The organism is Mesorhizobium sp. P2_E9 (assembly GCF_056403815.1).
In genome coordinates, this window is the sequence record NZ_JBFUET010000006.1 from 22,436 (window position 1) to 48,342 (window position 25,907).

Annotated in this window: 26 protein-coding genes; 10 read left to right on the forward strand and 16 right to left on the reverse strand. The window is 63.5% G+C overall.

All coding sequences use genetic code 11. The annotated features are described in order from the left end of the window. Positions 1-12: 12 nt before the first annotated feature. The 5 genes from AC1D05_RS12080 (at position 13) to AC1D05_RS12100 (ending at position 6,406) form a co-directional block, all read left to right on the forward strand. Positions 13-1,002: a glycosyltransferase family 2 protein gene (locus AC1D05_RS12080; protein ID WP_477440946.1), complete on the forward strand. Its 990-nt coding sequence runs from the start codon at positions 13-15 to the stop codon at positions 1,000-1,002. Next, positions 1,002-1,952, forward strand: coding sequence for a glycosyltransferase family 2 protein (locus AC1D05_RS12085; protein WP_477440947.1), 951 nt, complete (start codon positions 1,002-1,004; stop codon positions 1,950-1,952). The genes AC1D05_RS12080 and AC1D05_RS12085 overlap by 1 nt, the downstream gene beginning before the upstream one ends. Beyond that, positions 1,942-2,910 carry a glycosyltransferase family 2 protein gene (locus AC1D05_RS12090; protein WP_477440948.1) on the forward strand — a complete coding sequence of 323 codons (969 nt, stop codon included), beginning with the start codon at positions 1,942-1,944 and terminating at the stop codon, positions 2,908-2,910. Before AC1D05_RS12085 ends, AC1D05_RS12090 begins: the two co-directional genes overlap by 11 nt. Before the next feature lie 74 nt (positions 2,911-2,984). Then, positions 2,985-3,881: a UTP--glucose-1-phosphate uridylyltransferase gene (locus tag AC1D05_RS12095; protein WP_019862855.1), complete on the forward strand. Its 897-nt coding sequence runs from the start codon at positions 2,985-2,987 to the stop codon at positions 3,879-3,881. 137 nt (positions 3,882-4,018) lie between these two features. Then, positions 4,019-6,406: a polysaccharide biosynthesis tyrosine autokinase gene (locus tag AC1D05_RS12100; protein ID WP_477440949.1), complete on the forward strand. Its 2,388-nt coding sequence runs from the start codon at positions 4,019-4,021 to the stop codon at positions 6,404-6,406. Between the two features lie 438 nt (positions 6,407-6,844). Here AC1D05_RS12100 and AC1D05_RS12105 read toward each other — a convergent pair whose 3' ends face one another. After that, entirely contained in the window at positions 6,845-7,927 is a 1,083-nt protein-coding gene (locus tag AC1D05_RS12105; RefSeq protein ID WP_477440950.1) for an acyltransferase family protein, read from the reverse strand. A 132-nt stretch (positions 7,928-8,059) separates the two neighbouring features. Further along, complete coding sequence (locus tag AC1D05_RS12110; RefSeq protein WP_477440951.1) at positions 8,060-9,967, reverse strand: propionyl-CoA synthetase; 1,908 nt, start codon at positions 9,965-9,967, stop codon at positions 8,060-8,062. Positions 9,968-10,122: 155 nt separating this feature from the next. Here AC1D05_RS12110 and AC1D05_RS12115 point away from each other — a divergent pair, with 155 nt between their 5' ends. The 5 genes from AC1D05_RS12115 to AC1D05_RS12135 all read left to right on the forward strand — a co-directional run bounded on the left by AC1D05_RS12115 (position 10,123) and on the right by AC1D05_RS12135 (position 12,712). Next, positions 10,123-10,317, forward strand: coding sequence for a hypothetical protein (locus AC1D05_RS12115; RefSeq protein WP_477440952.1), 195 nt, complete (start codon positions 10,123-10,125; stop codon positions 10,315-10,317). A gap of 53 nt (positions 10,318-10,370) precedes the next feature. Next, positions 10,371-10,535, forward strand: a complete 165-nt coding sequence (locus AC1D05_RS12120) for a DUF2259 domain-containing protein (RefSeq protein WP_477440953.1) — start codon at positions 10,371-10,373, stop codon at positions 10,533-10,535. A 458-nt stretch (positions 10,536-10,993) separates the two neighbouring features. Continuing rightward, complete coding sequence (locus AC1D05_RS12125) at positions 10,994-11,278, forward strand: PqqD family protein (protein ID WP_477440954.1); 285 nt, start codon at positions 10,994-10,996, stop codon at positions 11,276-11,278. 19 nt (positions 11,279-11,297) lie between these two features. Beyond that, positions 11,298-11,732 (forward strand): lasso peptide biosynthesis B2 protein, encoded by a 435-nt coding sequence (locus tag AC1D05_RS12130; RefSeq protein ID WP_477440955.1) that lies wholly within the window; start codon positions 11,298-11,300, stop codon positions 11,730-11,732. Continuing rightward, positions 11,729-12,712, forward strand: coding sequence for a serine kinase (locus AC1D05_RS12135; RefSeq protein WP_477440956.1), 984 nt, complete (start codon positions 11,729-11,731; stop codon positions 12,710-12,712). The genes AC1D05_RS12130 and AC1D05_RS12135 overlap by 4 nt, the downstream gene beginning before the upstream one ends. 8 nt (positions 12,713-12,720) lie before the next feature. Here the strand turns inward: AC1D05_RS12135 and AC1D05_RS12140 are convergent, their stop codons facing one another. From AC1D05_RS12140 to AC1D05_RS12205, 14 genes are all read right to left on the reverse strand, one after another. Next, a complete protein-coding gene (locus tag AC1D05_RS12140; protein WP_477440957.1) occupies positions 12,721-13,743 on the reverse strand; it encodes a nucleotidyltransferase family protein in 1,023 nt (340 codons plus the stop codon). 64 nt (positions 13,744-13,807) lie between these two features. Next, positions 13,808-14,794 (reverse strand): dihydroxyacetone kinase subunit DhaK, encoded by a 987-nt coding sequence (dhaK, locus tag AC1D05_RS12145; protein ID WP_477440958.1) that lies wholly within the window; start codon positions 14,792-14,794, stop codon positions 13,808-13,810. 32 nt (positions 14,795-14,826) lie between these two features. After that, the gene (locus AC1D05_RS12150) at positions 14,827-15,252 is read right to left on the reverse strand and encodes a hypothetical protein (protein ID WP_477440959.1); all 426 of its coding nucleotides are present in this window, start codon (positions 15,250-15,252) and stop codon (positions 14,827-14,829) included. A 7-nt stretch (positions 15,253-15,259) separates the two neighbouring features. Then, positions 15,260-16,834, reverse strand: a complete 1,575-nt coding sequence (ptsP, locus tag AC1D05_RS12155; RefSeq protein ID WP_477440960.1) for a phosphoenolpyruvate--protein phosphotransferase — start codon at positions 16,832-16,834, stop codon at positions 15,260-15,262. Positions 16,835-16,875: 41 nt separating this feature from the next. After that, the gene (locus AC1D05_RS12160) at positions 16,876-17,178 is read right to left on the reverse strand and encodes an HPr family phosphocarrier protein (RefSeq protein WP_477218411.1); all 303 of its coding nucleotides are present in this window, start codon (positions 17,176-17,178) and stop codon (positions 16,876-16,878) included. A gap of 18 nt (positions 17,179-17,196) precedes the next feature. Then, entirely contained in the window at positions 17,197-17,586 is a 390-nt protein-coding gene (gene dhaM / locus AC1D05_RS12165; protein WP_352944448.1) for a dihydroxyacetone kinase phosphoryl donor subunit DhaM, read from the reverse strand. Further along, entirely contained in the window at positions 17,583-18,185 is a 603-nt protein-coding gene (gene dhaL, locus AC1D05_RS12170; protein ID WP_477440961.1) for a dihydroxyacetone kinase subunit DhaL, read from the reverse strand. The genes dhaM and dhaL overlap by 4 nt, the downstream gene beginning before the upstream one ends. A 72-nt stretch (positions 18,186-18,257) precedes the next feature. Then, entirely contained in the window at positions 18,258-19,901 is a 1,644-nt protein-coding gene (locus AC1D05_RS12175; protein ID WP_477440962.1) for a dihydroxyacetone kinase subunit DhaK, read from the reverse strand. Between the two features lie 74 nt (positions 19,902-19,975). Further along, a complete protein-coding gene (locus AC1D05_RS12180) occupies positions 19,976-20,989 on the reverse strand; it encodes an ABC transporter ATP-binding protein (RefSeq protein ID WP_477440963.1) in 1,014 nt (337 codons plus the stop codon). Next, positions 20,982-22,094, reverse strand: coding sequence for an ABC transporter ATP-binding protein (locus AC1D05_RS12185; RefSeq protein WP_477440964.1), 1,113 nt, complete (start codon positions 22,092-22,094; stop codon positions 20,982-20,984). Before AC1D05_RS12185 ends, AC1D05_RS12180 begins: the two co-directional genes overlap by 8 nt. A 2-nt stretch (positions 22,095-22,096) precedes the next feature. After that, positions 22,097-22,303, reverse strand: a complete 207-nt coding sequence (locus tag AC1D05_RS12190; protein ID WP_256749111.1) for a hypothetical protein — start codon at positions 22,301-22,303, stop codon at positions 22,097-22,099. After that, a complete protein-coding gene (locus AC1D05_RS12195) occupies positions 22,300-23,250 on the reverse strand; it encodes a carbohydrate ABC transporter permease (RefSeq protein WP_096453068.1) in 951 nt (316 codons plus the stop codon). The genes AC1D05_RS12190 and AC1D05_RS12195 overlap by 4 nt, the downstream gene beginning before the upstream one ends. Further along, positions 23,247-24,194, reverse strand: a complete 948-nt coding sequence (locus AC1D05_RS12200; protein ID WP_027040434.1) for a carbohydrate ABC transporter permease — start codon at positions 24,192-24,194, stop codon at positions 23,247-23,249. The genes AC1D05_RS12195 and AC1D05_RS12200 overlap by 4 nt, the downstream gene beginning before the upstream one ends. A gap of 221 nt (positions 24,195-24,415) precedes the next feature. Beyond that, the gene (locus tag AC1D05_RS12205; RefSeq protein ID WP_477440965.1) at positions 24,416-25,747 is read right to left on the reverse strand and encodes an ABC transporter substrate-binding protein; all 1,332 of its coding nucleotides are present in this window, start codon (positions 25,745-25,747) and stop codon (positions 24,416-24,418) included. Positions 25,748-25,907: the final 160 nt, after the last annotated feature.

The following is a 25,907-nucleotide window of genomic DNA, read 5'->3' on the forward strand; positions in this document are numbered from 1 at the left end:
CAACATCGCCCGATGACGCAAGCGCTTCCCCCCAGCCTGATCGTGATCCCTTGCCTCAACGAGGCAGCCCATATCGGTACGCTGCTCGATCAATTGCGGCCCGCTGCTGAAAGGCTTGGCGCCAGGATTATCGTCGCCGATGGCGGCAGCACCGACGGCACGCTGGCCATTGTCGAGCAGGTCGCCGCCAAGGATGCGCGCGTTATCCTGCTGCACAACAAGCGGCGCATCCAGAGCGCGGCGATCAATCTCGCCGTCGGCACGTTTGGGGAAGGCGCGGACTATCTCATCCGCATCGACGCCCATGGCGGCTATCCCGACGATTATTGCGACCGGCTGCTCGAGGAAGCACTGGCCACATCAGCGGATTCGGTCGTGGTTTCGATGCTGACCAGTGGCAACGGCGCCGTGCAGAAATCGGTTGCGGCGGCGCAGAATTCGAAACTCGGCACCGGTGGCTCCAAGCATCGGCACCTCTCCGCCGGAGAATGGGTCGACCATGGCCATCACGCGCTGATGCGGATATCGGCCTTCGGCGCCGTCGGCGGCTATGACGAGACGTTCAGCCACAATGAGGATGCCGAGCTCGACTACCGGCTTCGGCAGGCCGGCTACAAGATCTGGATGAGCGGCAAGACGCAGATGGTCTACTATCCGCGCGCCTCGCTGAAAGGTCTCTATTTCCAGTATCTCGGCTATGGCCGCGGCCGCGCCAAGAATGTGCTGAAGCACCGCGTCATCCCGAAGGTCCGGCAGATGGTGCCGCTGGCGGTCTTCCCGGTGGTTCTTCTCGCGGCCTTCTCCTTCGTTCACTGGATCGCGGCGGTGCCGTTGCTGATCTGGGCGGCGGTATGCCTGGGCTACGGCCTGGTGACGGCCATCCGCCAGCGCAATGCCGGCGTAGCACTTGCCGGCGTCTCGGCGATGGTCATGCATTTCGGCTGGTCCGTCGGCTTCTGGCTGCAGCTTCTCGGCCTCGGCGCGCGACGCGGGGTGGCGTGATGGCGGTTCAGACCAAGAACCGCAGCATCGATATCGGCGTCTGCACGTTCCGGCGTCCGGAACTGGCGGATACGCTGCGCTCGCTTGCCGCCATGGAGATGCCGGCAGGGTTTGATATCAGCGTCATTGTCGCCGACAATGACGACACGCCAAGCGCGCAGGCCCTGGTGACGGCGCTGTCGCAGGATTTGAAATTGCCGGTCCGCTATCGGCATGCACCCGCGCGCAACATCTCGGTCGCCCGCAACGCTTGCCTTGACGCCAGCGAAGCGGATTTCCTCGCTTTCATCGACGATGATGAGACTGCCTCTCCCCGTTGGCTGGCCGAGCTGGTGGCGACGGCCGAGGAAAGTGGTGCAACAGCCGTGCTCGGCCCGGTGCGGGCACTTTACCGCCCGGATGCCCCCGAATGGATGCGGCGTGGCGATTTTCACTCGACTTTGCCGGTCTGGGTGCGCGGCGAGATCCGCACCGGCTACACCTGCAATGTCCTGCTGCGCATGGGATCGGACAGCCTGCGCGGCCGCCGCTTCAGCCTGGCGCGCGGCCAGACCGGTGGCGAAGACACCGAACTCTTCGACCAGATGGTCAAGGCCGGCGGCCGCATCGCGTTTTCTCAAGACGCCTGGGTGGACGAGGTGGTGCCGCGCTCAAGAGCCGCGTTCGACTGGCTCGGCCGTCGCCGTTTTCGCGTCGGTCAGACGCATGGCCACCTTCTCGGCAGCAATGCGCGTGGCATCGGGCTGATCAAGCATGTTGGCCTGGCTTCCGCAAAGGCAGCCTTTTGTTTCGCCGCGGCGCTTCCCGTCGTCGCCAGCCCGGTGCGCAGGAACCGCAGCGTGCTGCGCGGCATCATGCATGTCGGCGTCGTCAGCGGCCTTGTCGGCATCCGCGAAATCCGTCTCTACGGCCAATCCTCGGCTGGGGAAGGAGGCAAGCGTGCAGCCTGACGTTTCCCCAACCCCCGATGTTTCCTTTGTCATCGCCGCCTACAATGCCGAGGCAACGCTCGACCGGGCGATTGCCAGCGCCATCGCGCAGAAGGATGTCAGCGTCGAGATCATCGTCGTCGATGACCAGTCACGCGATGCCACGCTCGATGTGGCGCGGGCCTATCCCGGGGACATTGTGCGCGTCGTCGCCCTGGCCAAGAACCGTGGTCCCGGCGGCGCCAGGAATGCCGGGCTCGACGTCGCCCGCGGCAGGTGGGTCGCGGTTCTCGATTCCGACGACGCCGTCTTTCCTGGCCGTATCGCCGCCATGATCGACCGTGCCGAGAGGGCGGATGCGCAGATCGCCGTCGACAATCTCCAGGTCGTCCGCGAGGACGGGGTGGTCGAAGATGCGATGTTCCCGCGCCGGTATCTGGAAGGGCTGCACGAGATAACGCTCGCCACCTACATCGCCGGCAACATCGTCTTCGAATCGAAGTTCAACCTCGGCTACCTCAAGCCGATCTTCCAGCGCCGGTTCCTGGACGAGAACCGGCTTCGCTATGACGAGAAACTGAGGATCGGCGAGGATTACATCCTGTTTGCCGAAGCCCTTGCCAAGGGCGGCAAATGCGTGGTCGAGCCGGAGATCGGCTATGCCTATCATATCCGCAGCGGCTCCATCTCGCGTGTGCTCGAGCTTCACCATGTCGAAGCCATGCGCAAGGCGGATGCGGTATTCGCTCAAACCCATCGGATGGACGAGGCAGCCCAGGCGGCCTTTGCCCGGCGCGGCCGCAGCCTGCGCAAGGCGGCCTCCTTCCTGGCGATGGTTCAGCACATCAAGGCGCGGTCCCCGCTCAAGGCGATCCGGACGGCGCTCAGCGACCCGGCGGCGGTCAGGCATATGGGCATGCCGATCGCCGTGCGGTTGCGACGAGTAGCGGCACAGTTTGCCGTGGGGGTGGGGAGGTGAAGATGCAGGCACATGGAGGGATTTTTCGTGGCCTGTGAAGGAACTGCAGTCGATCTCCTCAGAAGGAATTTGCGATGAAGAAAATCAGGAAGGCCGTGATACCGGTGGCGGGGCTTGGAACACGGTTCCTGCCGGCGACCAAGTCGATGCCGAAGGAAATGCTTCCCGTCGTCGACAGGCCTGTCGTGCAATATGCGGTGGACGAGGCCTTCGAAGCCGGCATCGAGCACATCGTGTTCGTGACCGGCCGCAACAAGGCGGTCATAGAGGACTATTTCGACCTGCATCCGGAATTGATCGGAACCCTGGAGCAGACCGGCAAGAAGACCCAGTTGGAAGCGCTCGAAAGCATGCTGCCGGTGGCCGGCGCCACCTCCTTCATCCGCCAGCAGTCGCCGCAGGGCCTCGGTCACGCCGTCTGGTGCGCCCGCGAGGTCATCGGCAACGAGCCCTTCGCCCTGCTTTTGCCCGACATGGTGTCCTTCGGCGGGCGCGGATGCCTCGCCGAAACCGTCGATCTTTATGAGCGCACCGGCGGCAACGTCATCGCCGTGGAGCGGTGCGATCCGAGCGAGACCAACAAATACGGCATTGTCGGCCGCGGCGCCGAGATCGGCGGTGGTTTCGAGGTCACGGCCATGGTCGAAAAGCCGGCCCCGGCCAACGCGCCGTCGAACTTCTACATCAACGGCCGCTACATCCTGCAGCCCGAGATTTTCGCGCTGCTGGGCAATCAGCAGCGTGGCGCCGGCAACGAGATCCAGCTGACCGACGCCATGGTCCGCCTGTCGAAGGACCAGCCGTTCTTCGCCCAGCCTTTCCTCGGCCGCATGTTCGATTGCGGATCCAAGGAAGGCTTCATCCAGGCCAACATCGCCTTTGCGCTGGCGCGCAACGACATGAAGGGCCCGGTTTTCGAGATGCTTCAGGAGTTCGTCCGGTCGCATGAACGTCAGGAAGAAGCCGCATAATGCCCATCTTTCGGGAGTATTGCCGGATGGCTGGCGGCGAGGGGCCGACAGGCCCCCGCCGTCTGGCATGAAGCTTGCGTTGCCTTTGGCGATGCTCCCGATCTTCGAGGCGCCTGTAAGCTAGAATTGGACTGAAGATGAATTATGCCAACTTTCCTCTCGACAAGAGGATGCCATTGCCGAATTCGGACGCAGGAAACGGCGAAGACTTCATCGATATCGAGCGGCTGCTTGGCATGGCTGCGCGGCAGGCCAAGGTGGTCGCCGTGTGCGCCGCCATCGGTCTTTTCCTGGGCATGCTCTATCTGCAGACAACGCCGCCCAAATACGTGTCAGTCTCAAGCGTGCTGATCGACGAGGGCCTGAACAAGATCGTCGATGATATTTCGGCGGCGTCGACGACCATGCAGACCGATTCCGCCATTCTGAGCCAGATCGAGATCCTGACCTCGACGCGGCTTGCCGCGGTGGTGGTCGACAAGCTCAAACTCGACCAGAACGAAGCGTTCATGAACCCGCCCCAGTCCGCCCTTGCCCAGGGTGTCGGCCTGATCCGCGGCCTGATCCAGTATGTCCACCCCAGCGCGCCCATGCCGGGCATGGGTGACTTCAGCAAGCTCGACCCCGCAACGCGCGATGCGCTGATTGCCGCGGCGGGCCGCGACTACGCCATCCTCAAGCTGCAGAACGAGATCCGGGCGGATCGTGTCGGACGAAGCTATGTCATCGCGCTTGGCTATCAGGCGACGGATCCGGGACTGGCGAAAGCGATCACCAAGGCCTATGCCGACGCCTATCTTGCCGATCAGCTCGATGCCAGCTTCGACGCCACCGAGCGCGCGGCGGTCTGGCTGCAGGGCCGGCTGACGGAACTGCGCGAGAGCTCGCAGCAGGCATCGCTCGCGGTCGAGAAATTCAGGGCCGAACACGGCCTGTCCGCCAACAGCGATGGCCAGCTGATGAGCGACAAGCAGCTTGCCGACCTCAACGCCCAGCTTATCGTGGCACAGGCCGACACGGCGCGCGCCAGCGCCCGCTACCAGCAATACAAGTCGATCGTCGAAGGCGGCTCCGAAAACGCTTTCAAGGACGCCGCCATATCTGCCGATCAGCCGAGCAGTTCGGTCATTTCGGCGCTCAAGACCCGCTACCTCACCGTCGCCAAGCGGCAGCAGGATGTCGAGGCGAATTTCGGCCCTCAGCATCCGCAGGCCGTGGCCCTTGCCAAGGAAAAGGCCGACATATCGGCGCAGATATTCGGCGAGCTGAAGCAGCTCACCGAAAGCTATCGCAACGAGTATGAGGTAGCGCTTTCGCGCGAGACCGCGCTCAGGGCCAATGTCGCCGCCGCACAGGGCAAGAGCTCCATCGACAACCAGTCGCAGGTCCAGTTGCGCGATCTCGACCAGAAGGCGACGGCGCTTACCACGCTCTACCAGACGTTCCTCGGCCGTTACGAGGAAGCCGCGCAGCAGCAATCCTTCCCGGTCGGCAAGATCCGCATCATCTCGGACGCCTCGACGCCGCTCTCCGCCTCGAGCCCGCGCTCCATCATCGTGCTCGGATTGTCGCTCGTGCTCGGTGTGCTGATGGGCGCCGGCTTCGGCGGCCTCAACGAATTCAACGAGCGGTTCTTCCGGACCGGTGAGGAGGTACGTGACCGCGTCGGCCTCAAATTCCTCGGCTACCTGCCGACCATCGGCAGCAAACCCGCCAAGGATGACAAGCAAGCCGAGACTCAGCCGGATGCCAAGACCGCCAGGTCGCCGGCCGCCATCGAAAGGCGCGCACGCATGAGGGTGAGCATCGACGCTCCGGCGTCGATGTTCTCCGAAACGCTGCGCAGCGCCAAGATCGCCTTCGATGTCGTGATGGAAGGCCAAGGCAGCCGCGTCGTCGGCGTCATCTCGGTGCTTCCCGGCGAAGGCAAGTCGACGGTAGCGGCCAATCTTGCCGGGCTGCTTGCCGCCAATGGCGCCAAGACGCTGCTCATCGACGGTGACTTGCGCAATCCTGGCCTCAGCCGCAGCCTCGGCATGGAGGCCGAGCAGGGCCTGATGGAGGCCGTGGTCAACGGCCAGACCTGGCAATCCGTCGGCAAGATCGACCGGCAGACCAAGCTCGCCATCATCCCCGCCGTGCTGCGTGGCAATTTCTCCCACACCAGTGAACTCTTGTCCTCGGCCGGAATGCGGCGCTTCATCGAGAACGCCAAGGAGACGTTCGAATACATCGTCGTCGATCTGCCGCCGCTCGGGCCGGTGGTCGACGCCAAGGCCTTCGCGCCGCTGGTCGACGGCTTCGTGCTGGTCACCGAATGGGGCCGCACGCCGCGCGCCATGGTCAGGTCGATGCTGGAATCCGAACCCTATGTCGCCAACAAGATCGTCGGCGCGGTGCTCAACAAGGTCGACCTGAAGAAGCTCGCCAAATACGGATCGTTCGGCGCGTCGGAGAAATTCTTCGACAAATATTCGAGCTACTATCTCGACAAGTCGGAAGTGCGCACCAAGGCGTCGGTGTGATATCGGCCGCTGCCTGCTTCACTTCGCCTGCCTGAGGTTGGCGAAGGCGTTGGCTTAGGAGGCCGCGACGGTAGCTCGTCGCGCTCTATCAATCGAAGATCGTTTCCATCTCGACCTCAAAGCCCTGGTCGTATTGATCGGCGGATACCTGTTGTTGTATCGTCTTTCGCGGGCGGATTGTTGACCCTTTTCGAAGGCCTTATCGAGGGCCGCGCGCTCATTCTCAGTCATTGGTGCATCTCCATTTTTGATCGACAATTGACTTATAGCGTTCGGCAGTTGGCGGATGCGTCGATATGGAGATGTTTTCGACGTAGGCTACTGGAAATAATGCGGGGTGCGCGCTGGCATGCGTGAGCATAGCAGTCGGGCCACTCAACCCAATCACTGATTTGCCACGGGCTCCCAGCATTACGCCTGCCTTAGCCATACTCGCGGCTACGCCGCCTTCAGTCGGTAACGGAACACCGTGTGGTCGAGCAGCAGCCGGATACGCGGCTCGGCCTCGGTGGCCACCAGCCAGCTTGCCGCGATCATGGTCGCGCCGACGATTGCCATCGACAGGAGATAAGGCACTCCGGCACGGACCATCGGTCCGAGCATTGCCGCGCCGACGACGTCGTGGATCAGGTACAGCGGATAGGTCATCAGGCCGATCCGGCGCCAGCCGCTCCAGCTGAGGTCGAGCCGCAGCGACCATGCCATCAAGGCAATCGCGATGAGGAAGATCAGGATCGGCGGCGCATAGGGCATCACGGCATTGACCTTGATGCTGTGCACGTCGACGGAACTGGCGATCTGCAGCACGCCGCCGCCAAGAAACAGCAGGCAGAAGCCAAGGCGAGGGATCGTCAGCGCCTTGAACCGCATCAGCCACAGCAGCACGCCGACCGCGAAGAAGCAGCCATGATGCACCAGGGTGAGCTGCAGCCAGCGCGCCTCGGCAAAGTCGGCCCAGCCGAGCGGATAATAGAGGCACCAGAACAGCGTGCTGACCAGGCCGATTGCGATGGCAACCGCCTCCATCAGATGGAAGCGGCCAAGCCGCAGCAGGATCCAGACGATGGCGTAGAAGGCGATCTCGATGCCGAGTGTCCAGTAGACGCTGTCCACCCAGGGACCATAGGGCGCGAACAGGCCGGTGCGCACGAGCCTGACCACCGCATCGGTCGGCCAGCTCAGGCCGATGAGCAGCAAGAGTAAGGCCGTGATGGGTGCGCAGATCCAGACCGCCGGCGCCAGCCGCTTGACCCTGGCCTCGAAAAACCGCAACGGGGTCGACTTTTCGGCGCTGAAGGCGATGACGAAGCCACTGATGACGAAGAAGATCTCAACGCCGACCCAGCCTGACCCGACCCAGGCGCCTATATCAGCTTGCGGGGGAACGCCGCCCGTGGCCTGCGCCGAGATGCCATCGGGATAGGCCCACACCCAGAAGCCATAGTGGTAGACCATGACCAGGACGGCGGCGAGAAACCGCAGGATGTCGACGCCGCCAAACGTAATTTTCTGCTGAGCCATACCGCACCGCCGGATGGCCCCCCGCCAGACATTGTAGGGTGGCTTGCTGCATTGCACAATAAAAGTATTGCTTACCGATCAGGACAAGCTCTTCGGTAGGGAAGGCTGCGCGGGATCGCTCCCGCGTCAGCCTCAAATCCCGATCCCGCGTTCCTTCATGGCAGCAGTGATCTCGTCGAGGATGGCCGGGTCGTCGATGGTCGCCGGCATCGTCCATGCCTCCTTGTCGGCGATCTTCTGCATGGTGCCGCGCAGGATCTTTCCCGACCGCGTCTTGGGCAGGCGCTTGATCGTCACGACGGTCTTGAAGGCGGCGACCGGGCCGATGCGCTCGCGCACCAGCGCGACGACCTCCTTCTCGATGGTGCCGCCGTCACGCGCGACACCGGCGTTCAGCACCACAAAGCCGAGCGGAATTTGGCCCTTCATCGCATCGGCGATGCCGACGACGGCGCATTCGGCGACATCGGGATGGGCGGCCAGCACCTCTTCCATGGCGCCGGTCGACAGCCGGTGGCCGGCGACATTGATGATGTCGTCGGTGCGGGCCATCACATAGAGATAGCCGTCCTCGTCGACCATGCCGGCATCGGCGGTCTTGTAGAAGCCGGGGAACTCGTCGAGATAGGCTTGGCGGAAGCGCTGGTCGGCGTTCCACAGCGTCGGCAGGCAACCCGCCGGCAGTGGCAGCTTGACCACGACATTGCCGAGTGTGCCACGCGGCACTTCGTGGCCGGCGTCGTCGAGCACGCGGATGTCGTAGCCGGGCATCGGCACGCCGGGTGAGCCGTATTTCACCGGCAACAGGCCAAGCCCGGCCGGGTTGATGGTCATCGGCGAGCCGGTCTCGGTCTGCCACCAATGGTCGACCACCGGCACGTTGAGCTTCTGCTCCGCCCATTTGATGGTTTCCGGGTCGGCGCGCTCGCCAGCGAGGAACAGCGTGCGGAATTTCGACAGATCGTATCTGGGAACGAACTCGCCCTTGGGGTCCTGCCCCTTGATCGCCCGGAAGGCCGTCGGCGCGGTGAACAGTGCGACCACGCCATGGTCCGAGATGACCCGCCAGTAGGTGCCGGCATCCGGCGTGCCGATCGGTTTGCCTTCAAACAGGATGCTGGTGCAGCCATGCAGCAGCGGGCCGTAGACGATGTAGGAATGGCCGACCACCCAGCCGACATCGGACGCCGCCCAGAACACTTCGCCCGGCTTGACGCCGAACTCGTTTTCCATCGTCCATTTCAGCGCGACCATGTGGCCGCCATTGTCGCGCACGATGCCCTTGGGTTGGCCGGTCGTGCCTGAGGTGTAGATGATGTAGAGCGGATCGGTGGCGAGCACCGGCACGCAGTCGACATTGGCGCCAGCCGCGCGCTCGCGCGCAACGGCATCGGCATAGTCGATGTCGAAATGGTCCTTCAGGTCGCAGCGCAGCTGGTCGCGCTGCAGGATCAGGCAGGCGTCCGGCTTGTGGCGGGACATCTCGATCGCCCTGTCGAGCAGCGGCTTGTAGGGAACGATCCGGCCGGGCTCCAGGCCACAGGAGGCCGAGATGATCAGCTTCGGTTTGGCGTCGTCGATGCGGGTGGCCAATTCATGCGAGGCAAAGCCGCCGAAGACGACCGAATGCACCGCGCCGATGCGGGCGCAGGCGAGCATGGCGATGGCCGCCTCGGCCACCATCGGCATGTAGATGATGACGCGGTCGCCCTTTGCGATGCCCCGGTTTTTCAGCACCGAGGTCAGCGCTACCACCTCGCGTTTCAGCTCGGCATAGGTGAACTTTTTCACCGTTCCGGTGATGGCACTGTCGTAGATCAGCGCGATCTGGTCGGCGCGCCCGCCGGCGACATGCCGGTCGATGGCGTTATAGCAGGTGTTGCAGGTCGCGCCGGTGAACCAGCGGCCGTAGACGCCGGCAGCGGCATCGAACACCTTGTCCCAGGGCGAATACCAGTCGATGGCGCCGGCCGCGTCCGCCCAGAATTGCTCCGGGTCGCGTTTCCAGCCGTCATAGACCTCGTGATAGCGTGAAGCCATCCGTAACCTCCCCAGGAACCATTTGCCGTCTTTGCAAACAGCCTAAGCTGTTTTTTCCGGCGCTGTCTTCCCCGATTTTCGTCTGAACCGGTCCCGCCTTGACCCCTGGCGTGCCGTGTCGTGAAGTGAAGTCCTCTCCGGGGAGGATCTGAACAATGCGCCATCCAGTGTCGATCATGGCAAAACCGGTGTTTGCGCTGACGATCGGCGCAGTGCTCGCGATCTCCACCGCGCCCGCTCTGGCCGGAGACACCGCGGCAAGGCACATCATCGGTTTCTCGCCCGACGGCAGCACTTTCGCCTTCGAGCAATATGGTGAGCTCGATGCCGGCGCCTCGGCTGCCGGCTGACGCTATAGGGACAGGACGGCAAGCCGTTCAAGACCCTGCATGAAGACAAGGCCGTGCCGGGCTCGAGAAACTGCCCAACCTCTTACAGCCTGTCGGAATTCTACGAATACGCACCTTCCGGCAAACCGGCGGTGATTGTCGTGCTGGTCCAGCGCTTCAGCCAGGGCTTTGAGGGGCGCGACCGCCGCTTCATTGCCGTGACCGGACAGCCTCGCTGAGAGGTCGACCGATAGCCGCCTAACAAACGGTATTCATTGGACAAAATTCGATTTAGCTAGATCGGCAGGGCCACAAGCATGAGGCCTACGCCGCCGAAGATCAAAATGGCTGCCGCCAGGGCTTTTCGATGACGTTCGAAAGTCGTCGGAGCCCGCTCCCAGTTGTAACGCATACGCTATCTCCCCAAAACCCCGGGAGTCCTTACCTTACTTAGGGGAAGAAATGCAACGGCCCTGCCGGCCAGTTCACCTGCTTGTCATCTAGCGTTGACGACTATTTCTGGGACGATTTCGGACTCGAGCAGGCACTTGAATGCGACTTTTCAACTGGGCAAACACCCTGCGAAGATGCAAAGCCGTACGAGCCGAGACGCCATCTCCCCGGCCGGTCGATAGACAGCGCCCCACCACCGCGCTATCTCATTTTGGGGTTTTATATGGCTTGTTGGGGGTACGGGATGGAAATTGCCTCTGGAACGATTTTACGACTGGCGGACGACGCCTCGGTCCAGCATGTCGGCGATGGTGCCGTCGTGCTTCTGGCGCGCAGCGGCCAACTCTACACCTGCAACGGCACGACCGAAGCCTTTCTCGACAAGGTGGATGGTGCGCGCAGTTTCGATCAGATCGTCGGCCTGCTTTGCGCGGAGTTCGAGGTCGACAAGGATACGCTCGACGAGGACATGGCGGCATTGGCCGCCGACCTTGTCTCGGAAGGTATCCTCACGGCCCCAGGTGCTTGATGGCTGAGGGGCGCGCTTGATGGCTGACGGTCCGCTCCTGCGTGCCCTGTTTCGCTGCCATCTCTGGGCAAGTGCGCGGCTGATGCCGGCCTTGATTGCCGGGCGTAGCTTCGAAGACGTGCTGAAATGGGCTCCGCTTGCCTCCTCGACGCCCTATCGCGGCCTGCCGGCCGCCTACATCGTCGCCCGCGTCAACCGCACCGTGCGCCATCCCTGGCTGATGCGCGACCGCAGGTGCCTAAGGGAAGGCCTCCTCGGCCATCGTTTCCTGCGCCTCGCCGGCTTCGATCCCGAACTGCGTTTCGGCGTCGATCCGAAGTCGCTGCAGACGCCACGCGTTTCGGCGCATTGCTGGGTCTGCCTCGACGGCAGGCCGGTGGTCAGTGACAGCCTTCCGGGCATGGTCGAGATCTATCGCCACCATGCCGATGCCTCAAAGGTGCGCCCCGCTTGACCAGGCCTTCAGTGTACTATGGCCTCAACGGCCAGGTCCTCGGCATATCGGCCGAGCGCCCCGAGCTGTGGCAGGAGTTCGACAGGATGCTGGGCATCCTGCGTATCGAAGGCGTCGAGCCGGATTTTCGCCTCGATATCAACGAGGCGGATGTCCTGGACGAGGCACCCGGCGGATCCCTTGTCTTCGACGGCGAGATACCCGAGGACGGCTACTGCCGGATGCTCGCCGACGGCGGCACCATCCATATTGTCTTTCCCGAGCGTCAGACCGTTGCCATCAATGACGAGGACGGTTGGGCTGAACTCAGGGTTCGCCCCGGCGCGAAAGCGGCCTGGACGCCATCGATGCTGGTGCTGGACGCCGCACTCGACGCCGGCGGCCAGCATATGCTGCACACGGCCGGGCTGACGCTGCCTGGCCACGATGCTCTCGTCCTGATCCACGCGCCGAGCGGCACCGGCAAGACCACGACGTCGCTGGCGCTGGCGACCCAGGGCTTCGGTCTGTGCTCCGACGATGCCATGATCCTGGATCTGGCTTCGGACAAGCCCCTGGCCTGGGGGCTGCCGCGCCACGTCAAGATCCACCAGAAGACCGCCGAAATGATCCCGCAGGTGTCGCCATGCCTTGGCCCGTCGTGGGATCGCAACGGCGAACAGGCCGTCTCGCTGGAGAGGTTGAGCGAGATCGTCCGCATCGAAAGCCCTGCCGCCAGGCCGGTGGCGGCACTGCTGCACCTGGCGCGGTCCGCAGACAGCGAAACCCGGCTCGTGCCCATGGCCCGAACCGACGCGATGGTGGCGCTGGCGATAGACAATGTCCGCACCGGCTTGACCGGCCTGCTGCCGTCGCAGAAGCGCCGGCTGGCGACGATCGGCAGACTGGTGTCGTCGGTGCCGACTTTCACGCTGGAGGTGGGCGCACGCCCTGCCGACGCGGCACCGCTGATCATCGCCACGTTGACATCAGCGGATTAACGGCCACTTCAAGCGACGTACGGCCTGGCCTTGGCCAGCCGCTGGATCCAGCGGAAGGCATCACGGCGCAGGCGCGAGCCGATCTTCTCCCTGGAATTGACCCTGAGCAGGGTGTTCGTGGTGATCAGCCGCTTGGCCAGCCGTATAGAGAGGTCGGGCTTGATCCGTCCGGCGAGTTCAAGCGCTCGGCGCTCACCGAACAACTGGCCGGTCACATTGAGCACGATCGCCAGTTCGAGCTCGATGCCTGTCATGCGGGCGGCTTCGAGCAGGCGGGTTTCCGATTCGGCCGATTGCAGCGCCCGCACCCCTTGCAGCACATCGACGCAAAGCTGCAGGCGATGGAATTTGTGGCCGCCGGCGGCGTGCACGATGGCGATCGTCAAAAGCGCCGCCGGCGTGTCCGTTGCGTCGCCGTCGATAATGCCCAGTTCGCGGAAACCCAGCGACAGGCGCCGCCGCATGCCGGTGTCGTGCACCAGGTCGCCATGCAGCTCGACCAGCAGGCTGGAATTCTCCTTTTCCAGCCATTTGAACTCCTGCAATTGGTAAGATTCGGCCTCATCGCTGCCGAGATCGAAGCCGCATGCAGCGATCACCTGGTTTGCGCGCGCAAGGTTGGCGGGCTCGACGAGAATGTCGATGTCGGTGAACGGCCTGTCGGATACGTTGCGGTAGAGCTTCCGCGCGAAGACCGGCCCTTTAACGATCCGCGCCGGAATGCCTTGCGCCGCCATCCCCTTCATGATGCGGTCGCCATGATATTGCAGCAGCATCGATTGGCCGGTGGCGATCGTCGCCTTGTCGCGCAAATCGTCCAGCTTCGCCCGCAAGCCGGCGTCCGGCGGCAGACGCGCGTCGCCACGCTCCTGCAATTTGCGCAGCATGATCGGCAGGACGCCGTGGAATTCGGCATTGTCGAGCAGCGCCGACAGAGCCTTTGCCGACAATTCTTCGCCAACTGCCGCAGCCTCCGGATCGGCAAAGCGCACCAGCAGTTTTTCTTCGGCGGAGGTGAGGGATGGCAGCATCAACCGGACAAATGTTGCGTGGATTGTCCGGAATGGTTGCAGAAAAGCGCGACCGAAGCCAGCGTCACATGCCCCAGCGCAATGCCGCCGTGTGGACGGGCGCATCCCACCAGCCGGTCATCTCGTCATCGAGCATGGTCAGCGTGATCGAGCAGCCGGCCATGTCGAGCGAAGTGACATAGCTGCCGACCAGCGAGCGGGCTATCGTCACGCCGCGCGTCTCGAAAATTTTTCGCGCGCTGTTATACATCAGATAGAGCTCCATCAGCGGCGTGCCGCCGAAGCCATTGACGAACAGCAGCGCCGGGCCTTTCGCTCTGTCGCCCAGATCGCCCAGGATCGAGGCGCAGATCTCCTCGGCGATCGCGTCAGCGCTCTTCAACGTGTCGCGGCGGCGGCCGGGTTCGCCATGGATGCCGACGCCGAATTCCATCTCGCCGTCGCCGATGTCGAAGGTCGGTTTGCCGGCGGCCGGCACGGTGCCGCTGGTCAGTGCCACACCCATCGAGCGGGTGGCGGCGTTGACGCGGTCGCCCAGCACCTTCAACGGCTTGAGGGCCAGGCCATGCTCGGCCGCCGCGCCGACAATCTTTTCCACCACCAGCGTGCCGGCGACGCCGCGCCGGCCGGTCGTATAGGACGAATTCTCGACGGCGACGTCGTCATTGGTCACCACTTGCAGGATGCCTTCCGACATTTCGGCCGCCATGTCGAAGTTCATCACATCGCCCTCGTAGTTCTTGACGATGAACAGGCAGCCGGCGCCGCTGTCGACGGCCTGCGCCGCCGCCAGCATCTGGTCGGGTGTCGGCGAGGTGAACACCTGGCCGGGGCAGGCGGCATCCAGCATGCCATGGCCGACAAAGCCGCCATGCAGCGGCTCATGGCCCGAGCCGCCGCCCGAAATCAGCGCCACCTTGCCCGGCCGCAAGGTCCTGCGGCGCACGAATTTGTGCTCGTCGCCAAGCATGAGGATATCGGCATGGGCCGCGACGAAACCGTCAAGGCTCTCGGTCAGCACCGTGTCCACCGCGTTCATAAATTTCTTCATGGCGTCCTCCCAAACAGCCCGGCAACAAATGGTCAGCCGCCACCCTTGCCGGCGATGCTGGTGATCTTCTGGATGAATTCGTTGATCGCCCGGTCGAGCGCCGCGTTCTGCTTGTCGTCGCCGAAATCTGGCACGACAAGCGACACATGCCGCGTCTTGCGCATGCCGGCGGCGATCGACATTTTTCCCGGATGCGCCTGATGGTAGGCGGCGAGGAACTGATCCCGCTCGGCCGGGCTGAAATGGCAGACGGAAAAGATCGAAGGCAGATGCTTTGACGGGATAGGGATCGTATAGGCCGGGCTGGAGATCTGCGTGACGAAGCTGCGGTGCTTGCCAAGCGCGTCGGCAAGGCGCTGGCGCATGCCGGACGGGCGCTGGTCGATGACCTGCGACAGGATGGTCTTGTAGGCGCGGATCGCCTCTTCGGAACCGGGTTCGGGTTTGATGTCGACCATGCCAGCCCTAGACCGAAACATCTGAAATGGCCGCCTTGGCCATGGCGAGTTGTGCCGGCGCGACGGACAGATCGCGCAGGCCGGCTTTGAGCAGCGCCGGTATCGCAGCCGGATCGCCGCCGGCATCGCCGCACAGGCTGACGGGAATGCCATTCTCCTGCCCAAAGGCCGTGACCGAACCGATCAGTCGCAGCACCGCCGGATGGCGAACTGAATTGAGGTGCGCCACTGCGGCATTGTCCCGCGCCGCCGCCATCACATATTGCGTCAAATCGTTGGAGCCGATCGAGAAGAAGGCGACGCCGGCGAACGCCTCCGGAGCGATGGCCACCGACGGCACCTCGACCATGATGCCGAGCGGCGGCATCTTGTGTGCGACGCCGCGCGCCACAAGCGCCGTCTGCTCCTCCGCAAACAAGGCGGTTGAGCGTTCATACTCGTCGGCGACGGCGATCATCGGAAACATGACCTTGAGATTGCCGTGCGGCGCGGCGCGCAGCAATGCCCTGATCTGTACGCGAAAAATGTCGAGCCGCGCCAGTGACAGCCTGATGCCGCGCAGCCCGAGGAACGGATTGCCTTCCTCGACGGTAAAGCCCGGCACCGGCTTGTCGCCGCCGGCATCGACGGTGCGGATCGTCACCGGTTTTTCGCCGGCCCATTCCAGCACCTTGCGATAGGCGCGATACTGCGTCTCCTCATCCGGCAATGTCTTGCCGAACAGGAATTCGGTGCGCATCAGGCCGACACCGTCGCAGGTTGCGATATCGATGCCGTCAACGTCGGATGGGTCGGCGATGTTGACCTGCACGCGCACCGCCGTGCCGGACTTGGTCATCGCCGGCCGCGCCAGATAGGTTCGCGCCTTGCCCTGGCGGGCGGCGAAGGAAGAGGACGATTGCCGGAACGAGCCGATCTCGGCCGGCGAGGGCGCCACAACGATACTGCCGTGCTCGGCGTCGAGCAGCGCTGTGCCTGCGAGACTGGCAAGGGGTTCGCGCAGCCCCACGACCATCGGCACGCCACGCGAGCGCGCCAGCATGGCGACATGGCTGGCCGTACTGCCCGCCTTCAGCGCGATGCCGCCGCCGCTGCTCCAGTCGGTTTCGAGAAAGCGCGTCGGCGCGATGTCTTCGCCGCAGAGGATGGCGCCGGCAGGCGCTGTGCTGCCGCCGTCCTCGGTCAGGACACGCAGCACCTGGTCCCTGATATCGCGCAAATCCGTGGCGCGGGCGCGAAAATAGTCCTGGTCCGAGGCCTCGTAGCCGGCGATCTCGGCATCGAGTGCCTGCCGCCAGGCCGTGTCGGCGGCTCGCCCGGACGCGATAGACGCGAAAGCCGGTCCGCTCAGCGCGTCGTCTTCCAGCATGGCGATGTGGAATTCGAGTATGCCGGCGGCGTCGCTGTCGGCGGTTTCGACCATTGCCGAAAGCCGGTTTACCGCCTTGCCGATCGCGGCTTCCAGCGATGTCTTCTCTTCCGCTGCGGTGGCCTTGCCTGCATAGACGGCCGGCGGCCGGTCGAGGTCGAACAGCGGTCCTTCGGCATAGCCGGCCGAGGCCGGAACACCCTCAATCCGCATGGCCCGCATTCCTTGTGGGCCGGCGAAGAAGCGCGCCAGCGTCACGCCGAGCGGACATGACCGGCGTCCTCGTCGAAATCGCGCTGCACCAGGTCTATCAGCGCGCTGACTGCGTCCTCGGCGCCGTCGCCGCTGGCCCTGATGTGCAGCACCGTGCCCTTCGGCGCCTTCGCCGCCATCACCTTGACGATGCTCTTGGCGTCGAACCATGGCCCGTTGGCGGCAAGCGCGATTTCCACGTCGGCGGCAAAAGTCTTGGCCAGCTTGGTGAACTTCACCGAAGGACGCGCATGCAGGCCCACATCGTGGGTGATCAGGACGGTCGCTTCGGCGGCTGCGGACATCTCAAGAATCCCGTTCACTCACGACGGCGACAATTCGTGCGCCGTCGCCACCACTTCCTTCAGCGAAGCACCGCCGGATGCCTCGGTCGCGGCCATCACCGCGCCCTCGACGATCGGCGCGTTGCAGACGATGATCTTCTGCGAGCGCGGCTCGCCGATCATTTCCACCGCCATTTCGCTGTTCGTCTCGGCGCCGCCGAGATCGACAAGGATGGCCACACCGGCTTCCGACCACGCTCTGTCGATGGCGCCCATGATCGCCTCGACATTGGTGCCGAGCCCGCCATGACCGTTTCCGCCGCACCATGCAAGCGGCACTTCGTCGCCCACCATCTGGCGTACCATGTCGGCCGTGCCTTCCGCGACCAGCGGCGAATGCGACACGATCACGATCCCGACATTGCTCATGCGTCGTCCCCGATCGCTTGCCCCACGGTGCGCACCAGCAGCGCGGTCGAGCGCGCGCCGGCATCCATATGGCCGATAGAGCGGTCGCCAAGAAACGAGGCGCGGCCGCGCAACGCCTTCATCGGCACGGTCGCCTCGGCGGCAGCGTCGGCGATGTCGGCGATTTCCGCCGCCGTCTTGTCCCCGACCAAGGCATCATGTACCGGCTGCAGCACATCGAGCATAGTCTTCTGTCCGACTTGCGACTTGCCGCGCGCGGCCACCGCTTCGATCGCCTTGCCGAAGGCAGTCGTCAAATTGGCACGGTCGGGCTCCGCGGAAATCTCCTTGCCAAGCGCCATGAACAGGGTGCCGAACAGCGGGCCGGAGGCACCGCCCACCGTCATCACCAGCTTGGTGCCGATCGCTTTCAGGGCGTCGGGCAAGGGTCTGGCAGCGAACGCGTCGGCCTCTGCCCGCACGGCTTCGAAGCCGCGCGTCATGTTCAGCCCATGGTCGCCGTCGCCGATCGCCTGGTCGAGCGCCGTCAATTCCTCGGCGTGAGCGGCAATCGTATCGGCGGCCACCGTGATCAACCTGGCAAGGTTCAACGCCGCCATATCGCCCAAGTTCCCGGTTTCCAGTCTGCCGGCAGTAGCGAAAGAACGGTCATTCGACAACTGGTGCATGCGTCAGGCCGAGACCAGCAGCGTGGCGGCGGCCGCGAACACCTCGGCCACCGCATGGGCGCCAGGGTCGACGACGCCTTGCAATTTGGTGCCGACATAGGCCGACCGTCCGGCTTTTGCCTTCTCCATGGCGGCCGTGGCCTCGGCACCACGCTGAGCCGCCGCCGCTGCTTCTTCCAGCCCGTTGGCGTCGAGCGCTTTCAGAGCCGGCTCCAGCGCATCGACCATCGTGCGATCGCCAATTTTTGCGCCGCCATAGAAAGTCATCCGCTCGAGCCCGGCGAGCAGCGCCTTGGCCACATCAGCACCGCTGTCCAGGGCCTGCGCCGCGGCCGTGAAGAAGATCGACAGCAGCACCCCGCTGGAGCCGCCCATCGATGCGCTCAGTATGTCGCCTATTGCGCCGAGCGCCGCCGCGGGGCTGGCCAGCGGCAGCGTATCGAGCCGCTCGAGGACGCTGCGCGCACCGGTCGCCACCGTCGAGCCGGTGTCGCCGTCGCCCGCCTTGGCGTCGAGACCGTTCAACGTCGCTTCGAGTGAGATCAGTCTTTCGCAGACCGTGACGATCAAGTGCCTGGTGCCGGCATCCTGGCTGGGCTTGCGTGCCGCGATTTGTCCGGCTGCTTTCGTCATCGGCACGATGGCAGGCGCCGCGACCGGCTTTGCCGGCATCCAGGCGTGTGGGCCGACCGGCGCTAGCAGCGCTTCTTCACGCGCGGCATCGAGCCGGATCAGCGACAGCGAGAAGCCGTTCATGTTGAGCGCCGTCATCAGCGGTCCGGGACCGATCGCCAGCTTGACGGTCTTGGCCAGCGGCGAGGCCAGTACCGCATTGGCAACCAGCGACATTTCGAGCGGCGGCACCGAACCGAGATTGTTGATCAGCAGGGCATGGCTAGCTCCCGCGTCGAGCCGCGCGGCCAGGCGGTCCGCCATGATCGCGACCAGCCTGTCGACGCTTTGCAAGGCAATCCGCTCGACGCCAGGCTCGCCATGAATGCCAAGGCCAAGTTCACCGTCGTCCGCGCCGAACCTGTCCTCATGCGGCTGGCCGGGGATGGAGCAGGACGACAGCGACATGCCGAGCGAAACGATGTCCTTCGCCGCCGCGCGAGCGGTCGTCGCGATATCAGCCAGATCGTGGCCAGCTTCTGAAAGGTGGCCAGCGATCTTGTGTACGAACAGCGTGCCGGCAACGCCGCGCGGCTGGTTGATATCCGGCAAAGCTATGTCGTCGGCGACGATCACCATCTCGACGCGAAAGCCCTCGGCGCGCGCCTTCTCGGCAGCCAGACCGAAATTGAGACGGTCGCCGGTGTAGTTCTTGACGATCAGCAGGCAGCCGGCCGGGCCGGTGACCGCGCGTATGGCCGCCAGCACCGCTTCGACGCTTGGCGAGGCAAAGATCTCACCCGAAACCGCCGCCGTCAGCATTCCCTTGCCGACAAAGCCGGCATGCGATGGTTCGTGCCCGGCGCCACCGCCGGAAACGACGCTGACCTTCGTCTTGTCCCAATCGGCGCGCAGCACGACCTTGATCTCGGGATAGCCGTCGAGGCGCGCGAGATCGCCTGAGCCAATGGTCCGCAACAGACCGTCCAGCGCCTCGGTGACGATCGTTTCCCGGCGGTTGAAAAAGTGCTTCATCGAATTCGTCCCGTATTCGCGATCGTCAATCACAAGCCGGCGTTTGAACCCTTGGCGGGAACGCCGAAAATCATTCACATCAGTCGTTGTCCGTCGGCACCGAAATAGAGCGGCGAGCGGTAGCGGATCACCACTTTGTCGCCTTGCGCCAGATCGGTGTCGGGATCGGTCAGCGTCACCAGTTTCTTCGGCCCCACTGTCACATGCAGGTGGTTCTGGTCGCCGAGATGCTCGACCCAGTCGACGACGCCGTCGGCGTGACCATTCCTGGCCTTCTCGATCGCCAGATGTTCCGTGCGCGCGCCGATCGTCTTGGTGCCAGTCGGTGCGCCGCCATCAGGCAGCAACCCGGTCGGCAGAAGATTGATCGCCGGCTGGCCGAGCCTTGCGGCGACATGCAGGTTTGCCGGCTCGGAATAGATCGTCCGCGGCGACCCGATCTGCACCAGCACGCCGTCGGCGAGGATACCGATGCGGTCGGCCATCGTCATCGCCTCGATCTGGTCGTGCGTGACGTAAAGCATGGTGGCGCCGAGCTCGGTTTGAATGCGCTTCAATTCAAGCCGCAGATCCGCCCGCAGCTTGGCATCGAGCGACGAGAGCGGTTCGTCCATCAGATAGATCGAAGGCTTGCGCACCAGGGCACGGCCGATGGCGACGCGCTGCATTTCGCCGCCCGACAGCTTGGTCGAGCGGTTGGCGAGCTTGTGATGGATGCGCACCATCTTCGCCACTTCCTCGACGCGCCGGCGGATCTGGTCTTCCGGTATTTTCCGCGCCGGCGAGCGCAGCGGGAAGGCAAGATTGTCGAACACCGACAGATGCGGATAGAGCGAATATTGCTGGAACACGAAAGCGGTGTCGCGCTCCGCCGGCGATAGTGTCGTCGCATTGTGGCCGCCGATTTCGATCGTGCCGCTGTCCGGCCGCTCCAGCCCGGCGATCAGCCGCAGCGTCGTCGTCTTGCCGGCGCCTGTCGGCCCGAGCAGCACGACGAACTCGCCGTCCGCAATATGCAGGTCGAGACCGTTGACGGCGACCTGCTCGCCAAAGCTCTTGGTCACGTTCTTGATGTGCACGTCAGCCATGCTGCGCTCTCCCCTGAGAGGCGGTATCGTGGACGGCGGTTCGCACCGCGCGGCCCGATCCCTTGTCGAACAGCGACAGCCGCGCGCTGTTCAATGCCAGGCCGACATGGTCGCCGGCATTGAGCCGGATTTCGGCCGGCACGCGCGCCTTGATGATGCCGTCCGCCGTTTCCACTGCGACGATCTGCGTGGTGCCGAGATATTCGGTGCCGTAGATCGCGCCGCGCAGCTTCGAGGCGTCATCGAAGCGGATGTGTTCGGGCCGGATGCCGAGTGCCATGTCGGCCGGCGCAATATCCTCGCGCACCTCAGGCACCGTGACTTTCGCGCCCTGGACGACAATCTCCTTCGCGCCCTTGGCGAGCCCGCCGCCGAAGCCCAAAAAGTTCATTGGCGGCGAGCCGATGAAGTCGGCGACGAACATGGTCGCGGGACGGTCATAGATCTCACGTGGCGTGCCGAACTGTTCGATGACGCCGTGGTTCATGACAGCGATCTTGTCGGCCATCGACATCGCTTCCATCTGGTCATGCGTGACATAGACCGTGGTGGCGTGGATGCGGTTGTGCAGCTCACGCAGTTCGTGGACCATCAGATCGCGGAATTCGGTATCGAGCGTGCCGAGCGGCTCGTCCATCAGGAAGCACTTTGGCCGCCGCACGATGGCGCGGCCGAGCGCCACGCGCTGGCGGTCGCCGCCGGCAAGGCCGGAGACGGATTTGTTGAGCAGATGGTCGATGCGCAAAAGCTTCGCCGTCTCTTCGACGCGGGTGCGGATTTCGGCCGACGGCATGCCTTGTGCCAAAAGCGGAAAGCCGATGTTCTTGCGCACATTCATGTGCGGATAGAGCGCGAACAGCTGGAAGACGAAAGCGATGTCGCGCTCGCGTGCCCGCAGCATGGTGACGTCGTCGCCGCCGAGCAAGATCTCGCCGCCCGTCGGCAGTTCGAGCCCGGCGATCATGCGTAAGGTCGTCGTCTTGCCGCAGCCCGATGGCCCGAGCATGACGAAGAACTCGCCATCCTCGACGACAAAGTTGGAATCCTGCACGGCGACGAAATCGCCGAAGGCCTTTCTCAGGTGTTGAACGCGGATCTCGGCCATGACTATTCCGGGAATTTCGAGACGATGATGAACATCACGGTGCCAGCAAGCATGGTGATGAAGGAATAGGTGTAGAGCGACAGCGCGAAGGGCTGGAACAGCATCAGGAAACCGATGGCGATCAGCGCCGTCGCGATGTTTTCCATCAGGCCGCGCCGGGCCCAGACCGGCCAGCGCGATTTGCGTTTCACAGGATTGGTCATGCTCATTTGCGCACCGCACCGAAGGTGATGCCGCGCAGCAATTGCTTGCGAAGCAGGATGGTGAAAACCAGGATCGGCACCAGGAAGATCGTCGTGCCGGCCGCAACCGCCGGCCAGTCCTGGCCGCCCTCGCCGATGATGGTCGGGATGAAAGGTGGCGCGGTCTGCGCCGTACCCGAGGTCAGCAGCGCGGCGAAGGCATATTCGTTCCAGGCGAAGATCAGGCAGAAGATGGCGGTCGCGGCAATGCCGGTGGTGGCTTGCGGCAAAACCGTGCGCCAGAACGCCTGAAGCCGCGTATAGCCGTCGATCATTGCCGCTTCCTCATATTCGCGCGGGATCTCGTCGATGAAGCCTTTCAAGAGCCACACCGCCAGCGACACGTTGACCGCGGTGTAGAGCAGGATCATGCCGAGCGCCGTGTCCGACAGGCCGAGCTCGCGGTACATCAGGTAGATGGGAATCGCGACCGCGATCGGCGGCATGAAGCGCGTCGACAGGATGAAGAACAGAAGGTCGTCGGCCAGCGGCACCTTGAAGCGCGAGAAACCGTACGCCGACAGCGTGCCGAGGAAGACCGCGCAGAAGGTCGAGCCGAAGGCGATGATCAGCGAGTTGACGAAGCGCGGCAGGAAGTTGGACGGGCCGGCGATCACCATGTTGCGCTTGCGCGTGGTCTCGTCGCAGAAGCCGGTCGCCGGGCCGAGTGAGTTGATGTATTCCGGCGTCTGCCTCGTCCGCGTCGTGAACAAATTGCAATAGCCTTCGAGACTCGGCTGGAACAGCAGCTTCGGCGGATAGGCGATCGAATCCGGCGGCGTCTTGAAGCTGGTGGCGAAGATCCACAAAAGCGGCACGATCGAAATCAGCGCGTAGGCGATGATGATCGCGCCGGCGATGCGCTTCGAGTTGGCCGAAGGGGCGACGACCGAGTGGGCTGTGGTCAGGCTCATCTCTGCTTCACCTTGTTGAGCGCCTTGACGTAGATGTTGGCGAGGCCGAACACCGCGACGAACAGGATGATGGCGAAGGCCGAGGAATAGCCGGTGCGCCAACTCTCGAACGCCTGCCGCTTCAGCGTGATCGAGGCGACCTCCGTGGTCGAGCCCGGGCCGCCGCCGGTCAGCAGGTTGACCATGTCGAACATCTTGAAGTTCTCGATGCCGCGAAACAGCACCGCCAGCATGATGAAGGGCAGCGCCATCGGCAGGGTGATCGACCAGAACTGCCGCCAGTTGGAGGCGCGGTCGACTTCGGCCGCCTCATAGATATATTCGGGGATCGAGCGCAGTCCTGCCAGGCAGATCAGCATCACGTAGGGCGTCCACATCCAGGTGTCGACGATGATGATCGACCACGGCGCCAGCGACACGTTGGAGAGCATCTGGATGCTTGTCGGTGGAATGCCGCTGACGAACGAAATGACATAAGAGAACAGGCCGATCTGCGGCTCATAGAGGAAGCGCCAGAAATTGCCGACCACCGCCGGCGACAGCATCATCGGCACCAGGATCAGCGTCGTCCAGAAGGCGTGGCCGCGGAATTTTCGGTCGATCAGCCAGGCCAGCGTGAAGCCGATCAGCGTCTGCAACAGGATCGTCCAGAACACGAAATGCGCCGTCGTCTGCATGGCGATCCAGATGTCCTGATCGCCGAGAATGCGCTGGTAGTTGGCAAAGCCGAGGTTCTTCACCACTTCGTTCGGCCGGTTGGCCCGGTAATTGGTGAACGACAGATAGATCGCCCAGAACAGCGGGAAGATGTTGATGGCAAGCAGCAACAGGATCGTCGGCGAGATGAACAGCCAGGCGAGGCCCTTGTCGCTGATGCCCCGGACTTTGCGGGCCAACGGTTCCGGGGTCGCCCGGGCAACGTTCTCCGCGGTCCGATTGAGCATGGTCAGTCCTGCTTCGGTCACTTGGGTCGTCTCTGTGATGGAATTTATCTGAACTGCGTCCCGTGCCAAGGGTGGCACGGGACCGAGAGCATGATGCCGAAAAGTGTGACGCGGTTTGCGGACGACATCATGCTCACTCTCTCTTTGGTCCGGAGCGGATGATTTCAGGTCTGTTCGACCCGAAATCATCCGGCTCTGGGTCCTAGCTCGGGAGGAGCCGGTTACATCTTGCCGTCATCCTGGAACACCTGGGTCCAGTCCTTGACCAGGCCGTCAAGTGCATCCTTGGCGGAGCCCTGGCCGGCGACGACATAGTCGTGGAAGCGCTTCTGCGACGCCTGCAGCAGCGGCGCGTAGCTTGGCTCGGCCCAGAAGTCCTTCACGATGGCCATCGAGTCGAGGAAGGTCTGCGCATAGGGCTGGCTGGCCGGGAACTTCGGATCCTTCACCACTGCGTTGAGGCAGGAGTAACCGCCGAGCGACCACCACTTGGCCTGCACATCCTTGTTGGCGAACCATTTGATGTATTTCAGCGCCGATTCCTGCTTGTCGGAATAGGAGACCACCGAAATACCCTGGCCGCCGAGCTGCGCGAACTGGGCGCCGCCGGGACCCTTTGGATTGACGAAGTAGCCGATCTTGTCGCCGCCGACATTCTCGTCCTTCTGCAGGCCCGGCCAGGTGAAGGCGAAGTTCATGTGCATCGCCACCTGACCGGATTTGAAGGCATCGACGCCTTCACCCATGTAGCTGTTCGATGCGCCCGGAGGGGTGCAGCAATCATAGAGCGACTTGTAGAATTCCAGGCCCTTGACTGAGTCTGCCGAATTGACGAAGCCTTCCATCTCGTAGGGCTTCTTCGGGTTCTCGTACTGGAAGCCGTAGCTGTAGAGCACGTCCATGGCGCCCATGGTGATGCCTTCCGAGCCACGCTCGGTGTAGATCGACGCGCCATAGACGGTCTTGCCGTCGATCTGCCGCTTCTGGAAGAATTCGGCGATCTGCTTCAGCTGGTCGAAGGTGGTCGGCGGGCCGAGATCCCAGCCGTACTTTTCCTTGAATTCCTTCTGCAGTTCCGGCTTGGAGAACCAGTCCTTGCGATAGGTCCAGCCGACGACGTCGCCCATGGCCGGCAGCGCCCAGTAGTTCGGCGTGTTCTTCGGCCATTCCGAATAGCCGACCACGGTTGCCGGCACGAAGTCGTCCATGCTGATCTTCTCCTTGTCGAAGAAGTCGTTCAGCTTGACGTAGTGGCCGTTCTCGGCCGCGCCGCCGATCCACTGGCTGTCGCCGATGATCAGGTCGCACAATTTGCCGTGCGAGTTCAGCTCGTTGAGGAAGCGGTCGGCATAGTTGGTCCACGGCACGAACTCGAATTTCATGCCGATGCCGGTCTCCTTGGTAAAATCCTTGGACAGTTCGACAAGTGCGTTGGCCGGGTCCCAGGCGGCCCAGCAAAGCGTCAGGTCTTCAGCGTGCGCGGCGTTCGAGACAGCTGTCGACGCAACCACCGCCGAGGCCAGTCCCAACGCCATTTTCAAGCTCGATTTCATGCCTTCCTCCCATTTGCGAAACGCGCCCGGATGACGGTTTCAAGAGCCCTAAACCTCTCTCCTCAGAGGCCCAAACATGGCGGCGCCGGAGCGCGGCAGATGTTTAGTAATTTGTTTAGTGATGCAATTTTTACTAAACAACGCAAGCGAATTCGTCGCT

What these genes read in the sequence shown, in the direction of transcription:
- AC1D05_RS12080 (WP_477440946.1), top strand. Translation starts at nt 13, where the DNA reads ATGACGCAAGCGCTTCCCCCCAGCCTGATCGTGATCCCTTGCCTCAAC.
- AC1D05_RS12085 (WP_477440947.1), top strand. Translation starts at nt 1,002, where the DNA reads ATGGCGGTTCAGACCAAGAACCGCAGCATCGATATCGGCGTCTGCACG.
- AC1D05_RS12095 (WP_019862855.1), top strand. Translation starts at nt 2,985, where the DNA reads ATGAAGAAAATCAGGAAGGCCGTGATACCGGTGGCGGGGCTTGGAACA.
- AC1D05_RS12100 (WP_477440949.1), top strand. Translation starts at nt 4,019, where the DNA reads ATGAATTATGCCAACTTTCCTCTCGACAAGAGGATGCCATTGCCGAAT.
- AC1D05_RS12105 (WP_477440950.1), bottom strand. Translation starts at nt 7,927, where the DNA reads ATGGCTCAGCAGAAAATTACGTTTGGCGGCGTCGACATCCTGCGGTTT.
- AC1D05_RS12110 (WP_477440951.1), bottom strand. Translation starts at nt 9,967, where the DNA reads ATGGCTTCACGCTATCACGAGGTCTATGACGGCTGGAAACGCGACCCG.
- AC1D05_RS12115 (WP_477440952.1), top strand. Translation starts at nt 10,123, where the DNA reads ATGCGCCATCCAGTGTCGATCATGGCAAAACCGGTGTTTGCGCTGACG.
- AC1D05_RS12125 (WP_477440954.1), top strand. Translation starts at nt 10,994, where the DNA reads ATGGAAATTGCCTCTGGAACGATTTTACGACTGGCGGACGACGCCTCG.
- AC1D05_RS12130 (WP_477440955.1), top strand. Translation starts at nt 11,298, where the DNA reads ATGGCTGACGGTCCGCTCCTGCGTGCCCTGTTTCGCTGCCATCTCTGG.
- AC1D05_RS12140 (WP_477440957.1), bottom strand. Translation starts at nt 13,743, where the DNA reads ATGCTGCCATCCCTCACCTCCGCCGAAGAAAAACTGCTGGTGCGCTTT.
- dhaK (WP_477440958.1), bottom strand. Translation starts at nt 14,794, where the DNA reads ATGAAGAAATTTATGAACGCGGTGGACACGGTGCTGACCGAGAGCCTT.
- AC1D05_RS12150 (WP_477440959.1), bottom strand. Translation starts at nt 15,252, where the DNA reads ATGGTCGACATCAAACCCGAACCCGGTTCCGAAGAGGCGATCCGCGCC.
- ptsP (WP_477440960.1), bottom strand. Translation starts at nt 16,834, where the DNA reads ATGCGGATTGAGGGTGTTCCGGCCTCGGCCGGCTATGCCGAAGGACCG.
- AC1D05_RS12160 (WP_477218411.1), bottom strand. Translation starts at nt 17,178, where the DNA reads ATGTCCGCAGCCGCCGAAGCGACCGTCCTGATCACCCACGATGTGGGC.
- dhaM (WP_352944448.1), bottom strand. Translation starts at nt 17,586, where the DNA reads ATGAGCAATGTCGGGATCGTGATCGTGTCGCATTCGCCGCTGGTCGCG.
- dhaL (WP_477440961.1), bottom strand. Translation starts at nt 18,185, where the DNA reads ATGGCGGCGTTGAACCTTGCCAGGTTGATCACGGTGGCCGCCGATACG.
- AC1D05_RS12175 (WP_477440962.1), bottom strand. Translation starts at nt 19,901, where the DNA reads ATGAAGCACTTTTTCAACCGCCGGGAAACGATCGTCACCGAGGCGCTG.
- AC1D05_RS12180 (WP_477440963.1), bottom strand. Translation starts at nt 20,989, where the DNA reads ATGGCTGACGTGCACATCAAGAACGTGACCAAGAGCTTTGGCGAGCAG.
- AC1D05_RS12185 (WP_477440964.1), bottom strand. Translation starts at nt 22,094, where the DNA reads ATGGCCGAGATCCGCGTTCAACACCTGAGAAAGGCCTTCGGCGATTTC.
- AC1D05_RS12190 (WP_256749111.1), bottom strand. Translation starts at nt 22,303, where the DNA reads ATGAGCATGACCAATCCTGTGAAACGCAAATCGCGCTGGCCGGTCTGG.
- AC1D05_RS12195 (WP_096453068.1), bottom strand. Translation starts at nt 23,250, where the DNA reads ATGAGCCTGACCACAGCCCACTCGGTCGTCGCCCCTTCGGCCAACTCG.
- AC1D05_RS12200 (WP_027040434.1), bottom strand. Translation starts at nt 24,194, where the DNA reads ATGCTCAATCGGACCGCGGAGAACGTTGCCCGGGCGACCCCGGAACCG.
- AC1D05_RS12205 (WP_477440965.1), bottom strand. Translation starts at nt 25,747, where the DNA reads ATGAAATCGAGCTTGAAAATGGCGTTGGGACTGGCCTCGGCGGTGGTT.